The sequence below is a fragment of the Cedecea colo genome, from assembly GCF_011808225.1.
GTDB lineage: Bacteria > Pseudomonadota > Gammaproteobacteria > Enterobacterales > Enterobacteriaceae > Dryocola > Dryocola colo.
In genome coordinates this window covers 1-13,180 of the sequence record NZ_SOYS01000001.1, presented here as the reverse complement: position 1 = coordinate 13,180, position 13,180 = coordinate 1, and the positions used below count along the sequence as shown (strand labels likewise).

Genomic DNA, 13,180 nt, shown 5'->3' with positions numbered 1-13,180 from the left:
TCTGTTCCTGTGGATTTAACCGCAAAGCACGGCGGCACGGGCAGGATCGACGGCGATCAGCCCGGCAAGTAACTGGTCCATTACCGGTGTAAGGCGGGCTTTATCAGCCTCACTGCGACCGGCTTTCAGCCGCAGGAGTTTCAGATGGCGGGCCTGTACCTCGAACAACAGCTCAGGCTCCCAGTCACTGAGGGTCACTTCTCCTGCACGCTCACCCAGCTCTGCAAACAGGTGCACCGCCAGGTCATTTTTACCGTACTGCTCGGCAATTCGTCCCATCAGCAGACGCAACAGCCATTTCTGACGATCGGTGGTCATACCCGGCCGGGTCTGTAGCCAGCCCAGCGCGGCATCCGGGCCTTCACTGTCGGCCAGCGCCACGGCTTCCGGCTCCAGCGCCAGAATGTCATCGTTACCGGCGGTGACCGGAGCGGATGAGGTGTCGTTGCCCCAACCGCCGACCGTATCCAGCACACCCTGCTGGATCCAGTTCAGCGTCACTTCGTCCGCAAACGGGGTACCGTCACTGAATGCCAACGTCTCCAGCCCGGACAGTCGCGACAGCAGCCCTTTCAGATCAGCGGCGACAATGTCGGCCAGCGTCTCCTGGCCGGATTTCGTCAGCGCCTGGTGGATATACCACTGCAAATCCAGCCACAGGTGATTAGCACCGCGGGAAAAGGTGCTGTCGGCCGTTTCCAGCATTTCAGTCCAGTTCTGTTGCAGGTAGAGGCGTTTGAGTAACGCGCGCTGATCCGCCCTTGGCGGCTCGATGCGCGTACGGCCCTGCGCATCCGGGGCAGGAATAGCCCGCAGGGTGTCATGGCGCAGGCTTTTCATCAGATGGTGCGCTGACAGCCAGCCATCCGGCTGCTCGCGCAGGTATTCGGTGAGTGTGCGGGCCTGGGCCAGCAAATCCTGACCGGACGTGATCCGCCCGATTGACGGCGCATCGCTGTGGCTCGCCGGAGGCGGTGTTTCTCCTGCACTGGCGTTCTGCGGTACCACGGCATCCACACCGCCGGCTTTCTGCAGGCGACTCTCCAGGGCGCCGTACAGCGCATTGAGTTCCGGGCGGGTTTCATCCTGCTCATTTTCGGTAAGCCCGGCTATCAGCAGAAGCGCACCGGTGGTACGCATCGCCTCTTCCCTGACCACTTCCGGGTACAGGGAAAGTGAGTCGGTCATGCGCGACCCCGCCAGCCATTCCAGTGCCGCCTTGCGGCTGCGGTCACGCTGCGGGTGCAGTTGTGTACCAAAGCGCTCCAGCAGACCGGCCAGCAGTTCGAGCCCTTCCGCCAGCCCCTGCTCGCCTTCGCGGTGCAGTTTCGCCCAGCAGTAGTACGTCGTCACACGAATATCTTTGGCGGTGGTGGTCAGTAACTTCTCCGCCAGCCGACAGATAAGCTCCGTGTCCGCCCCGGAGAGTTTGTTGACCTCCTCGCGCATTTGCTGGAAGTCATCGTCGTAACCCGGATCTCCACCAACGGGCGAGGGTCCGGACAGCGGCTGGAACCAGCTGTCCCACTGCGCCACACGCTCACGGGTGGCGGCAAGCAGCGGTGCCTGCTCGGTCTGGCAGGCACTGAGTAAGGCATTGAGCGTGCTCATCAGTACGCCTCCCCGGCATCATCGCCTGCACTGGCAACCGGGTCTGACGCTGTCGCGCCGGTTACGCTGAAGATGGTCTCCGGCAGACGGAAATTACGCAGCTTCAGCAGTGCCAGCGGGCCTTCTCCCGCTTCGGTGCGCAGGGTGTAATTGAGCGAGCGGCCGTCCGGGGCCTTCCAGCTCAGGCTGTAACTGCTGCCCACGCCCGGGTAAGCACTGACGGCGGCTTTATCGAGTAGGCGGATCCAGCCCCAGGCACCAGGAATATCTGCATACTGGCGGGTGCCCGCCTGTGTGCTAATCCAGCTCAGGTTTGCACCCGGAGCCTCAGTATCTGCAGGCCAGGTGAAGCGCTTCCACGCCGGTAGCTGGTTCACATAAGTCAGCTTCTGGCTGTCGATAATTATGTCGGTCTGCATCACGCCATCGGCAGTACCCGGACGCAGTTCGAAGTTCATGCCGGCATTGCCTTCGGTGAAGGCCATATCCGAGATATGACTCAGCGTGTTGATGGCGTTAAGGAACGCCGGGTTAAAGGCCAGCCCCTGCGAGTTGATGCTGTCCGGCACCCAGTGGTTGCCTTCCTTGTGCAGCACACCTTTAAGGCGGGTCTGCAGGAACTGTGCGATACGCCCGGAATCTGCGTTGAGGTATTTAGCCAGCAGCGGCAGTGAAACATCGCTGCTGGAATTGTTAAACGGATAACGGCCGCCAAAGGCACTGTTCCACTCAGCAACCACCGCCTGTTGCCACTGGGCATTGAGGCCGCCAGCCGCCGGGGTCAGAACCTGCTGCCAGGCCTGCTCCATCGGGCTCACAAACACCGTGCGACCAAAGCCGCTCCACTCCTGACCCAGACCGGCGGCAATCAGACTGCCGTAGTCACGGGTTTCTGTGAGGTCCACGGCTTTACCCTGGAATACGGTCTGGGCGATGGTCTGGGTCATTGCCTGAGGGTCAGCGGCATTAGTCACCTGCTGCAGGCGCAAACGCACCTGCGTCACGCGGGTCAGGTATGACTGCAAACTTTGCTCCTGCGCACCGGTACGATTCTTGTCCATCAGTGCCAGAACCGGGCCAAAGGTTGCATCCAGTGGACCGTGTACGCCGGCACTCTGGTCAATGGCATCCTTGTTGTCACCGCCCAGCAGATTTTTGGCTGATTTCACCAGGGAGTCTGAAATCGCCTCGCCAGTCTGCCCGGTGCGCCCCTGCACGTTCAGGGTGTTCATTAGCGCCACCAGAGGTGACTGGCGTACGTCGGCCATCAGTGTCAGCTGGTCAATAGAGTCCGACAGCGTGGCGGCCTGGTTCCAGCGCAGGCTGTTGAGAAACGCCAGCCAGGCCCCGCCGAAGTCGGCAAAGTAACGCTCAGTCAGGCGATTTTTCAGCGCTTCCGGGGAGGTATCATCCTGTTTATTCGCCTGCTGTTTGCTGTCCGTGAGCACCCAGTCCAGCTCATCCCGGCGCGCCTTCACCACTTTCTCAATGGCAGGCTGTACCGCCTGCTCCCATGCCTGTCGGGTAAACATCCCCGGTACAATTTCGGTGGTGCTGAACAGGCGGGCAGCATCGGTATCACCAGTCATCTCTTCAAGACGCATATCGACATACAGACGCGCCACCTGGGAGAGCATCTTCTGGTACAGGGTTGATTCGCTGTTACGTACGCCCATCAGGCGTACCAGCAGGGAGCGCGCCTGGCTGACCATGCTCTCATCCGCACGGAGCTTCCACTCAGTATGTGTCGCCAGTTGCGCGCCATAGAACGACAGCAGTGACGGGGCTACGCCCTGCCAGACACCGTCTTTCACGCCATCACGTTTTGGCCAGTCGTGCAGTAGCGCCGAACTGAACCAGGCGGCGTCCATGTGTTCCGGACGGGCCAGCATCAGGTAGAGCCTGAGCTGCTCCCAGGTGGTTTTTGCCATCTGTTCACGCAGCGGGCTGCCCGGCGGCAGCGCATTGAAGGCACTGAGCTGAGTCTGCAGATGGTCCGCTGCCGCATCGCGCAACAGAGGCTGGGCGCTGTTCTGGTAACGAGGCCAGAGTGCCGCCAGCAACGCATTGTTCTGGCTCAGCCCGGCCTTCTCGTACCACGGCACACCATGCTCAGAACGGTACTGCAGACGTGCCAGCGTTTTCTGGAGTTCAGACAGCGCGTGCAGGCGCTGCTCCAGCGGCTGATTCTGTCGGGCGGCAAGTGCGGCATGGGCATTAGCGCCATCTATCTGGCTGCGGTTGGTGACATACGCGATACCCATCCACACAGCCCAGCCCACCATCGCCAGGGCAGCAACTGACGCAAACACTTTGCGCCATGGAATGCCCGGTTTACGCGGTCGCAGTCCGGCAGGGAGCGTCCGGACAGACTCAGGCAGAACATCCCAGCGCTTATCCATGCCCCAGTGGTGCGGCACGGCGCGTTCGGCACCGGCAGAAGGCTGACTGAACACCACGCCGGCCAGCGGCAGCGGGCGGTACGGATTGAGCATCACCGACAGCGGCGCGGTCACGCTTTCCGGCTCACGAATGAGCTGGTCGGCAAGCGTCAGCAGGAAGTTATGTTTCACCGCATCGCAGGTCTGCTGCAGACCCTGTGAAGTCAAATCTGGCGTCAGGGCAGAGAGTTGCTCTGCAAGCCCTTCGGTACGGCAACCGTCAGGTAACAGACAACCGGTAGCCTGAGTAATGCGCCCTTCCGGTTTACCGGCGCGCGGGTGCAGGGACCAGACATACAGCGGGAGATGCCAGCCAAGCGCTTCCATACGTGCGCTGATGGCGTGAGACAGGGAATCCATGGTGCCTTCAGACGGTACCGGCAGCGGCTGTTCCAGCCCTGGTGCTGAGAGCTGGTCAAAGGCCGAGGTGACCCACACCAGCCCATCCACCGGGCGACGGCGCAGTTTGCGCAGCGCGGTCAGCCAGGCACTGTCAGCTGGCGTATTGAGGTCACCGCCCCACAGCAACAGCGTGCCGCGGTCTTCCTGCCAGAGCTGAGCCGTAAGACCCGGGGTCAACTGCTCCACTTCAGGAGCTGTACCGGTTATTAGCAGGATGCGGGTTTTACAGCCCCAGCGTCGACCGTAGAGGTTACGCATGGCGTCACGGATGGTGTCAACGGTAACGTTATGGGGGGCAGTCTGCTCAACACGCCCCTCATCGACGGGCAGAACATTTTTGCGTTTTGCCTGAAAGCGATGCCAGCCCTGTTTGATGGCAAGCGTAATGGTTTTGCCGTGGCGCAACAGCATCAATAAAATCAGGGCACCGGCAATGACCAACCCTTTAAGTAGCGGAGTATGCAGCCCCATTTGATCGCCAAAGTGCCAGATACCCCAGGCAATTCCGCCTGCTAAAAGCACGGAGAAGCCCAGTCTTCCCCAGCCTCCGCGCCATGCTGAATCACCCGTGGTCATCGTTTCGGTTCCCTGTTTGCACTGTATTAATAAATTTCTGCTCACCATCTGTAGAAAGCATCAGACAGTCTGCTTTTTGTATGTTCACGATATCGCTGGCGACTGCTGCCATTACCCATGGAGAAAAGGGGCCGCTGAGCCCGGCATATTTTTCCAGCCAGTGGAGTTGTTCAGGTTTCCAGTGACCGCCATAATCCTGTGTCGCTGCGAGCAAATCAGAAAATGCCTTACCCCATTCCACTCTGTCGCCGACAATACTGGCGGTGGCACAGGCCTGAGTTTGTGTCGAGAAAAATGTATCCAGCAATTTTTCTGAAATCGCCATATCAAAAGCCATTGGCCGCAAAAGACGGGCATTAAGCGAAAGATTGTATTTTGTGGCGACATCATCGGAGGTCAACAACAGGATTGCGAGTGCATCACTGTACGCGTCCCGTCCCTGTGTCTGGTGAATAAGGATTAAATCCACATCCAGCGTTGGTGATTTAATTCGCTCATCCAGTGAGAGGAAGGTCTTTGACGTAAGAATTGTCAACTGTGGAACAGGGAGATCCAGAATGGCTGGCTGCCAGGCCTGCGCAAATGCATCCTGCAATACCAGTATGTCATCGTGAGAATCTGTCAGTAGCGTGACCGCTGGTGCTAAATCTAAAGGCAACTTTGCCAGTACTGGACTTAACCCGGTCAACAGAACTGAAAAAAGCGTCTCATGATCTTGCAGACAAATTCGTTGGGTCAGAGATGTGCTCTGCTCCAACGTTGGCGGGGCTGCAATAAAATTTTGAGATGTCAGATTTGCAGGCAGCATTACACCACTGTGTAATACTGCGATATTGCGTCCAGACCACTCCATCCATTGTTGTTGCGCATACTCTGCCTCATTGGCTTCAAATTCGTGTCTGTCAAAAGCATTGTTATAGATCCAGCCACGCAGACACAAAAAGAAAAACCAGACAACTGCAGGGCCTGCGGTGACAGCCCAAAGATTAAATGTTTGAAGTGGCCCTGCCAGTTTATTGGCATGCAGGACAAACAGCAGTACACAACCGACCAGCGCGAAAACCCCCAACATCATCCACAGGATGAATGAAGGTTCTTCAGGCTTAGTCGATATTGTTGATTTCTGACGCTCCCAGCTCATTACTTATCCTATTACACAATCCGGTGCACTGGAGATCACCTGACAACCGCACTCACAGTGGCAACCATCCACAACCACGGCTTTACCGTCAGAGGTCCATTCAGGCGATCCTTCAATAATGGCATTAATGCCATGCCCATCTTTTGGGCAACTGACCTTATCACCCACGAGAGCTACCTTTTTTCCATTTACTACTATTGTTAATGAGGCAGAAATGACCTGGCCGCCATGCGTGGTTTTATCACCAATCAATACAAAGCCTTTAGACATACGAAACTCCACTTTTTTGATTTCCGCATATTCATTTCTTTATGCAGGTAAAAACATTATTTCTCTATATTAATTTCCTTTAACTTATCACACGCATTAGAATCACCTTCGGAGCAGCTTTTTTGGAACAGTGGGATGGCCTTACTTCTATTTACAGCTATCCCTTTACCATCAAAATACATCGTACCTAAATGATACATGGCTGAAGGCTCGCTTTGTTTAACTGCAATCTCAAGAAAATTTTTGGCTTTATCATAATCCACAGCGACGCCCTTTCCATTAAGGTATGCGTAACCTAAATACATCTGAGCTTTAGCGCTGTTATTTTTCGCAGCCTTCTCATACCAATAATTGGCCTTTTCGTAACTCTGAGAAATTTCTTCGCCAGAATAATACATATCACCTAAATCGACCTGAGCATCCGTGTTTCCGAGTTCAGCAGCGACCTGATAGAGTTCAAATGCTTTTTTCATATCCTTCGGAACACCCATGCCCATACGATACATATTGGCAATTGAGTTTGCATCGTCGGCTTTAGTTGTTGCGGACGTAGGGTCGATAACGATTGATTGAGAAAAAACAGGGATAGAGATAGACAACAAAAATAAGTAGAAAAGTGATTTCATAACCCCCCATTGCAGAACAATCACAAAAAATTAGAGACTGCTGGCAACCAACTTTCATTTTAAATAATGATAACTCACCAAGTTCCATAAGGATATTTTTTCCCACTTACAAATTTTTTTATACTCTCGCTATATTCATAGCCATTAGGAAAGTTCGTTTCACCTTTACACATATCAAGGTCTTTACCTGAAACTGTAGTTATTCTTGTATCATTTAAAGGAATATCTGAATGGCCATATTGTCTTAGCCAGACTCGTACTTTCCCCTCCGGGGCCAAACCTATCAGCATAGTCTGTCGGTATGCATTTTTTGCAGGTTCTAAGACATCAGGATAAGGGGTAGTCATCTTATTCCATGTATCTTGAGTAAAGAATAAAGTGGACTGATAAACCTTTTTATCAATGATTGAGTCCCAGCAAAATATCATTATCTGTAGCAATCTATCGGCTTTATTAAATTGTGTATTCCCCGCAGAGTTACGTTCACTCCATTTACCTACATTGATCCCTTGTGGCTGATCGATAGTCCGATACGTCGATGCATAACCATCAACATCCAAAAGCTTTAATAGTGTAACCTGTGCCGGTAAAGCTTTTGGGGTAGTAAAGGCGAAATACCATTTGCCCCAAGGGGTTTTAAGACTGTTAGGTTGCTCACTGGCACAGGCACTAACAGAACCCGCAAGTAATAAAAGCGAAATTAGTCTGGCGATTGATTTCATGATTTCCCTCCCTGCATATTCCAGACAGCGCCCCCCCAACCGAGGTTTGGATGATTCGCGGATATTTAGTGCACTACCGTCTTTTAAAGATGATGTTTCACCATAACCCATAAGGGTATTTTTTGTTTTTTATAAACCCTAAGATATCTTCATCATAACCATAACTAAAATTGCTTTTGGTTACCTCTTTACACATATCAAGGTCTTTACCTGAAACAGTTGTTATTCTTGTATCATTTAATGGAATATCCGAATGACCATATTGTCTTAGCCAGACTCGTACTTTCCCTTCCGGGGCTAATCCTATCAGCATCGTCTGCCGATATGCATCTTTCCCAGGCTCTAAGACATCAGGATAAGGGGTTGTCATCTTATTCCATGTATCTTGAGTAAAAAACAAAGTGGACTGATAAACCTTTTTATCAATGATTGAGTCCCAGCAAAATATCATTATCTGTGGCAACCTGTCGGCTTTATTAAACTGTGTATTTCCTGCTGAGTTACGCTCACTCCATTTTCCTACGCTTATGCCTTGTGGCTGATCAATAGTCCGATATGTCGATGCATAACCATCAACGTCTAACAGCTTTAATAAAGTAACCTGTGCCGGTAAGGCTTTTGGGGTAGTGAAGGCGAAATATCACTTGTCCCATGGCGTTTTGAGACTGTTTGATTTCTCACTAGCACAGGCACTAACAGAACCCGCAAGTAATAAAAGCGAAATTAGTCTTGTGATTGATTTCATGATTTCCATCCCTGAATATTCCAGGCTACTTAAACCGACCAAAAGTTCAGACGACTAGAGAGTATTGAACACGACACCGTCTTCAAAATACGATTATTCACCATAAACCATAAGGATATTTTTTACCCTTGATGAACTCTTTGGTTGTATTACTATACCCATAGGAAAAATCACTTTCCGTAACGCCTTTGCACATATTCAGTTCATTACCCGAAACCGTTGTGATTTCAGTGCCTGTTTGTTCAAGATTAGGTCTACCATTGTTTTTAGCCAAACCCTGACTTTACCTTCAGGTGCAAGACCAATCACTATATATTGAAAGTAACAAGTATCTTCAGAGTTATAGTTGCTGGGCTCCGTAGTAAGCATTTTATTTTTAGGTTCAGAAGAGAAAACTAATGTAGTTTCATAAACTTTTTTGTCAATAATTGAATCCCAGCAAAATTGTATAACTTGCGGGGGGGGGAAGATACTTTATTAAAAGGCGAAGTTCCTTTTCCGGCATGCTGGCTCCAGGTCCCCACACTTTGCCCTTGTGGTTGGTCTATTGTCCAAAAAACTTTTCCATAACCGTTGACATCAATAAGCTTTACAAGTGTCACCTGAGCAGGTAATGCTTTAGGTGTCGAAAAGGTAAAGTACCACTCATCAAAAGGGGCTTTAATCTTCCCTTGCTAGCCAGTGGCCGAACTACTGTTGCAGCCCACCAGAAAAACCAATGATAATAATGTGGTAATTAATCTCATGCTTTTTGTCCTTTTATATTCTATACCCATCATACTTCAAGCTGCAGGGGCGTTGGCTGCACTCTTTCCCCCAGCCACCTTCCTACAACTCGAATTATTTAGGGTAAATACAACACAAAGCCTATTTAATGTTGAGACTTTTAAATCCTTCGCTATTTTAATTTCTACCAAACACCGTAAGGATATTTCTTGCCTTTTATAAACTCTGGAGTATCTCCATAGTATGTAAATCCATTGGGATGGCCAGTTATGTTCTTACACATATCTAAATCCATCCCTGAAACCGTTGTAATTTCTGTGCTAGTTTGTTCAAGATTAGGCCTGCCGTTATTTTTTAGCCAAACCCTGACTTTTCCTTCAGGTGCAAGGCCAATCACCATATACTTAAAGTAATACGTGTCTTCAGGACTATAGTTATTGGGTTCCGTGCTAAGCATTTTGTTTTTAGTTTCAGAAGAGAACACTAATGTGGTTTCATAAACTTTTTTGTCAATAATCGAATCCCAGCAAAATTGTATAACTTGCGGTGGGGAAGATGCTTTATTAAACGGTGAAGTTCCCTTTCCGGCATGCTGACTCCATGTCCCCACACTTTGCCCTTGTGGCTGGTCTATTGTTCGAAAAACCTTTCCATATCCATTAATATCAATAAGCTTTACAAGTGTTACCTGAGCAGGTAATGCTTTAGGTGTCGAAAAGGTAAAGTACCACTCATCAAAAGGGGCTTTAATCTTCCCTTGCTGGTCAGTAGCCGAACTGCTGTTGCAGCCCACAAGAAAAGCAAATGGTAATAGAGTGGTAATCAATCTCATGCTTTTTCTCCTTTCATATTCCATACTGTGCGGGCCCAGCCGGGATTCGGACGATTAATAAATCCAAACACCTCTGTCGCTTTTACTGCCCCATATATAGTCCTAATATGATCACCATCAAGCCATACAGTTTTGAATTCAACGGGGTTCCAGTTTGCTGAGCAGTGAATATATTTACCTATCAGCTGAATTTCCGATGCGGTAAAAGGTACAGATGCATAACCGCTCCTTACCGCCTTTCCTTGAGCAATAGCTTTCTCACTTAGTGACTCAAGATCTGGTGGTAGCTTTATATCTGGAGATAAAGGATCATATGCATTAAAAACTAATCCAGCTTCCTTTGCGGCATCCAGCATTACCCTTAAGCTGACCTTGCTCCAGTCATTAGGGACAACTCGCTTAAGCGTCACAGCAGCGCCGACGCGTTTCTCTATTATCTCCTGACGCCGTTTATCATGGTTTACCAGATAATCATACCAGGCTTCAGTTTTTACCTCTCCACTGGACATTACAGAGGTTAGGTTAGGAAATGTCCTCAAATCAGGTGTTTCAGCTGCAGTCTGTCGATAAACGTCAGTAATCCCTGGGGGAACACTATCCCTTACCGTTTCATTTTTCGGCTTAGTTAAAAAATAATATTCCTGTTCATTTGGGTTGTAGCCGCCGCCAATATCGGAATGTACCCCGGGGAGAGATAGTTCTGGCCACGATTCTTTTATACTGTTCAGGCTAAAGTTATATCGACACTCGTGCATCGCCGCTATCTGGAAAACTTTCTGTGCGATATCGGGAGGTAAATCCAGATCTACTCCCGGATTTATGGCATCGTGCGGGTCAAGCCCAACGGCGCAAACGGTGTCAAACAATCCGATAAACCGCACTTCACCGGCAGGCTGACCATGCTGATTTCGGCCATCAAGCCCCTTAGTGATTGCCAGTTGTATCGCCTTATCATTATTTCTGACGCGATTTGCAAAATGACGGGCTGCTGCTGCACCCCGACTGAAACCAAAAATATCGAACTGAATTTTTTCAATTGCGCTCGTTATGCCATTTCCTTCACCCAGCAAAGTTCGGATTTCATTTGCGATTTGAGAAACATCTTCATCGGTCTTATCAACCACACCTTCTGATAAAGTCCCGGTCCCCATTGCTACCAAGCTGTCTTCTTTGCCTTTTTGTGTGCCAATACCTTGAACGTAAACAGCACGCTGGAATTGATTTTTATCCTCAACAACCTCATCATCAACGAAATAAAGTGTATTTAACCAATGAATATTGGAATAATATCCCATAAAGCTACCACTGCCATTTACACTCATTCCCAGCTTTTTGGTACAAAGCTCAAGATCTTCTTTTTTGAGACCAACATCAAGGTGAGTACAACTTTTCAATAAGCGCTCATCTGTATTGAAAACATTATTACCTGTACCATCAAAAAACATCCCAATAGTAATGGTAATACCAGGAACAGGCTTTCGTTTACAAACGATTGTTTTTTCTGAGATGTTTACATCAGTGAAATGTTCGCAATCATTGGCCTCCCATGCATGGTAATCTGTCATGCTTTATTACTCCTTGCTGAATTGCCGGTACCCAGTATTTCAATGTTAAGTTTGCCAGGCATAGAGGTATAAATAGGCATTGTTTTGCCACTTTCGTCAGAGATACCAGTAAAGATCTGACCTTCGGCGGTAGTAACTTTGTACTCAGTCTTCGGAATGATGTTTCCACTCTCATCATTAAGAGCATAAACACCTCCATAACCTTTAGGGAATTCATGTGGAGGTGAACTTATCGTCGCTGGTCCCATTTTCTGCGCATTAGCGCACTTCCACAAAATATTTCCTTCGCAGCCCAAAATAATATTCTTACCTTGTACCTGAATAAATGAACCATCGAGGTTTTTTAGCACTATATCTTTCGCTGCGGTGATTTCCACTCGTCCTTCTGTGCTGGTTACAGTGACATCTTTTTTGGCTATTGCATCAAGCGCATCGTCCTGAGCCTGGATATCTACTTTTCCCTTAGCCGCAAAGAGTTTCATTCCGGCCTTTCGGGCCAGCATGCTCACGGCTTCACCCGCAGCCACTGTAAAGCGCTTGAGTGCACTGATATCAGTGTTTTGTTGTGACATGATCCCGACACTGGCGCTTCCCGAGGCCATACGAACTGCCTGAGGGCTGGTGATGCTCACACCTTCTGGTGCATTCAGTACCATCCCGGGCTGAACCAGTTCTTTCAGGGCGTCATTCAGTGCCACCTGGCTCTGAATATCAGCAGGCAGGGCATCTGCCGTTTCTGCGGCGTCAGACAGGCTACGGGCAATACTGAGCGCGTTTTCCAGCTGGGAAATAGCTTCTTTCATCGAGAGCATTTTATCGCCAGCAAATGGCTGTTTATCGGCCGTAATGAACACGCCAGCCCCTCCGCGAATGGAGACGTGTCGGTCTGTGCGAAGCTCTGCCCCCTCACCACGAAGGGCCCTAGAAGCATCGACATTGTGACCTAAATTAAGTTGGGTCTTACCACCGTACACTGTACTGAGCTTCACATGCTCTTCGCCGCGCTTATCCTCCATCCGCAGTTTGTTCAGACCGGCAGTGCGTATTACGTTGCGCGTACTGTTCAGTTCGGTGACATGGTCCACATGGCGGGAGTCGTGCAGAGCATGGGCAATATACGGACGATCCGGATCGCCCTCATGGAACGCAATGGCGACTTCAGTGCCCTGGATCAGCGGGAAGTGGAAGCCGTACTTGTCACCACCGTAAGGCTTGGCAAAGCGTACCGGCATACTTTCCATGCCCTGGCGTTTATCGTCGCGGTCAGCATCGAATTTCACGCGGTACATCCCCGATGCATCCTGCCAGGCGTAAATGTCGTTATCCCTGGCGCTGGTCACGCGCGCCATCAAAGTGCCGCTGACCACCGGGCGCTTTTTAGCTGCAGGACGCCAGCAGCGGTTCTCGTAATAAGGCATCCCCTCCCACATCACTGTCAGGGCATCTTTACGGCTGGCAATATAGCCCGTGCGGGTAATGATTATGCCGTTGTCTGTTTCTGATGGCAGTGTCGGCGGCACCGC

12 protein-coding genes and 1 pseudogene are annotated in these 13,180 nt (G+C 50.4%); all 13 read right to left on the bottom strand.

The window, feature by feature from the left end:
• Positions 1 to 15 precede the first annotated feature (15 nt).
• On the bottom strand, positions 16 to 1,611 hold the full coding sequence (tssA, locus tag E2L00_RS00055; RefSeq protein WP_167605389.1) for a type VI secretion system protein TssA: 1,596 nt from the start codon (positions 1,609 to 1,611) through the stop codon (positions 16 to 18).
• Positions 1,611 to 5,030 (bottom strand): ImcF-related family protein, encoded by a 3,420-nt coding sequence (locus E2L00_RS00050; protein ID WP_167605385.1) that lies wholly within the window; start codon positions 5,028 to 5,030, stop codon positions 1,611 to 1,613. Before E2L00_RS00050 ends, tssA begins: the two co-directional genes overlap by 1 nt.
• Entirely contained in the window at positions 5,017 to 6,171 is a 1,155-nt protein-coding gene (locus E2L00_RS00045) for a hypothetical protein (protein ID WP_167605383.1), read from the bottom strand. The genes E2L00_RS00050 and E2L00_RS00045 overlap by 14 nt, the downstream gene beginning before the upstream one ends.
• Positions 6,172 to 6,174: 3 nt before the next feature.
• Positions 6,175 to 6,441 (bottom strand): PAAR domain-containing protein, encoded by a 267-nt coding sequence (locus E2L00_RS00040; RefSeq protein ID WP_167605381.1) that lies wholly within the window; start codon positions 6,439 to 6,441, stop codon positions 6,175 to 6,177.
• A gap of 56 nt (positions 6,442 to 6,497) precedes the next feature.
• Positions 6,498 to 7,067, bottom strand: coding sequence for a tetratricopeptide repeat protein (locus E2L00_RS00035; protein ID WP_167605379.1), 570 nt, complete (start codon positions 7,065 to 7,067; stop codon positions 6,498 to 6,500).
• A 74-nt stretch (positions 7,068 to 7,141) separates the two neighbouring features.
• The gene (locus tag E2L00_RS00030) at positions 7,142 to 7,789 is read right to left on the bottom strand and encodes a DUF2931 family protein (RefSeq protein WP_167605377.1); all 648 of its coding nucleotides are present in this window, start codon (positions 7,787 to 7,789) and stop codon (positions 7,142 to 7,144) included.
• 97 nt (positions 7,790 to 7,886) lie between these two features.
• Positions 7,887 to 8,414 (bottom strand): annotated as a pseudogene (locus tag E2L00_RS00025) (DUF2931 family protein); the annotation flags it as partial.
• A gap of 217 nt (positions 8,415 to 8,631) precedes the next feature.
• Positions 8,632 to 8,808: a DUF2931 family protein gene (locus E2L00_RS21445; protein ID WP_236127681.1), complete on the bottom strand. Its 177-nt coding sequence runs from the start codon at positions 8,806 to 8,808 to the stop codon at positions 8,632 to 8,634.
• A complete protein-coding gene (locus E2L00_RS21780; RefSeq protein WP_338031886.1) occupies positions 8,733 to 8,960 on the bottom strand; it encodes a DUF2931 family protein in 228 nt (75 codons plus the stop codon). The genes E2L00_RS21445 and E2L00_RS21780 overlap by 76 nt, the downstream gene beginning before the upstream one ends.
• Positions 8,930 to 9,136, bottom strand: a complete 207-nt coding sequence (locus tag E2L00_RS21775; protein ID WP_338031865.1) for a hypothetical protein — start codon at positions 9,134 to 9,136, stop codon at positions 8,930 to 8,932. Before E2L00_RS21775 ends, E2L00_RS21780 begins: the two co-directional genes overlap by 31 nt.
• A 308-nt stretch (positions 9,137 to 9,444) precedes the next feature.
• Entirely contained in the window at positions 9,445 to 10,092 is a 648-nt protein-coding gene (locus E2L00_RS00015) for a DUF2931 family protein (protein ID WP_167605375.1), read from the bottom strand.
• Positions 10,089 to 11,657: a T6SS phospholipase effector Tle1-like catalytic domain-containing protein gene (locus E2L00_RS00010; protein ID WP_167605373.1), complete on the bottom strand. Its 1,569-nt coding sequence runs from the start codon at positions 11,655 to 11,657 to the stop codon at positions 10,089 to 10,091. The genes E2L00_RS00015 and E2L00_RS00010 overlap by 4 nt, the downstream gene beginning before the upstream one ends.
• Positions 11,654 to 13,180 (bottom strand): DUF2345 domain-containing protein (locus E2L00_RS00005; RefSeq protein WP_167605371.1); only part of this gene is annotated, 1,527 nt, incomplete at its 5' end. The genes E2L00_RS00005 and E2L00_RS00010, both read right to left, overlap by 4 nt.

Excerpts from the sequence above, each read along its gene's own strand:
- tssA (WP_167605389.1), bottom strand. The coding sequence starts at position 1,611 with ATGAGCACGCTCAATGCCTTACTCAGTGCCTGCCAGACCGAGCAGGCA.
- E2L00_RS00050 (WP_167605385.1), bottom strand. The coding sequence starts at position 5,030 with ATGACCACGGGTGATTCAGCATGGCGCGGAGGCTGGGGAAGACTGGGC.
- E2L00_RS00045 (WP_167605383.1), bottom strand. The coding sequence starts at position 6,171 with ATGAGCTGGGAGCGTCAGAAATCAACAATATCGACTAAGCCTGAAGAA.
- E2L00_RS00040 (WP_167605381.1), bottom strand. The coding sequence starts at position 6,441 with ATGTCTAAAGGCTTTGTATTGATTGGTGATAAAACCACGCATGGCGGC.
- E2L00_RS00015 (WP_167605375.1), bottom strand. The coding sequence starts at position 10,092 with ATGAGATTGATTACCACTCTATTACCATTTGCTTTTCTTGTGGGCTGC.
- E2L00_RS00035 (WP_167605379.1), bottom strand. The coding sequence starts at position 7,067 with ATGAAATCACTTTTCTACTTATTTTTGTTGTCTATCTCTATCCCTGTT.
- E2L00_RS00010 (WP_167605373.1), bottom strand. The coding sequence starts at position 11,657 with ATGACAGATTACCATGCATGGGAGGCCAATGATTGCGAACATTTCACT.
- E2L00_RS00030 (WP_167605377.1), bottom strand. The coding sequence starts at position 7,789 with ATGAAATCAATCGCCAGACTAATTTCGCTTTTATTACTTGCGGGTTCT.